Here is a 1,061-nt window from a genome sequence, read left to right as displayed (position 1 = left end):
TCGTGCTGTCGCAGGCCGAGCGGCTGACGCTGGAGAATTGGGCCAAGCGCCGCTCGACCGCGCAAGGGTTGGCCGTTCGCGCACGGATCGTGCTGGCGTGCGCGAACGGCTGGAACAACACCGTGGTCGCCGCGCGGCTCGATGTCGGCAGAGACACCGTGCGTCGCTGGCGCACACGGTTCCTGCGCGACCGCCTCGACGCACTCGCGGACGAGCCGCGGCCCGGAGTGCCAAGGACCATCACCGACGCCCAGGTGGAAGAGGTGGTGGTCCGCACCCTGGAAGAGACGCCTCCCGCGGGCACGCACTGGTCCAAGCGGGAACTGGCCAAGGTTGTGGGGATCTCGCCCGCGAGCGTGCTGCGGATCTGGCACGCCTTCGGCCTGCAGCCGTGGCGGACCGAGACTTTCAAGATCTCCCCGGACCCGTTCCTGATCGACAAAATCCGTGACGTCGTCGGCCTGTATCTCGCTCCGCCGGCAAACGCCGTGGTGTTCGCGGTCGACGAGAAACCACAGATACAGGCCCTCGAACGGACCGCACCGGTCCTGCCCATGATCCCGGGAGTGCCCGAGCGGCGGAGCTTCGACTACGTTCGCCACGGCACCGTCGACCTGTTCGCCGCCCTGAACACCGCGACCGGCAAGGTGATCAGCAAGCTGTCCGCCCAGCACCGGGCAGTCGACTTCCGTGACTTCCTCGACGAGATCGACCACCAGACCGACAAGGGCCTGGCGGTCCACGTCATCTGCGACAACCTCTCCGCCCACAAAGCACCCGTGGTGCACAAGTGGCTCCTTGCGCACCCCCGCTTCCAGCTCCACTTCACCCCCACCTACTCGTCCTGGATCAACCAGGTCGAGCGGTGGTTCGCCGAGCTGGAACGACGCTGTCTCGAACGCGGAGTGTTCTGCTCACTCGACGACCTCAAGACCGCACTCGAGAACTGGATCAAGGTCTGGAACGACCAAGCCCGGCCCTTCAAATGGACCAAGACCGCCGACCAGATCCTCGACCGCATCTGCCGCTACTGCGACAGGATCTCCAAACCAGGTCACTAG

The 1,061-nt window shown here is 65.9% G+C and carries 1 protein-coding gene; it reads left to right on the top strand.

From position 1 onward, the window contains the following. Window positions 1-2 precede the first annotated feature (2 nt). Window positions 3-1,061, top strand: coding sequence for an IS630 family transposase (locus AB0G17_RS37305; RefSeq protein ID WP_361392729.1), 1,059 nt, complete (start codon window positions 3-5; stop codon window positions 1,059-1,061).

The organism is Streptomyces sp. NPDC023838, assembly GCF_040639555.1.
In the GTDB taxonomy this organism is placed as follows: Bacteria; Actinomycetota; Actinomycetes; order Streptomycetales; family Streptomycetaceae; genus Streptomyces.
This window is presented reverse-complemented; position numbering and strand designations above follow the sequence as displayed.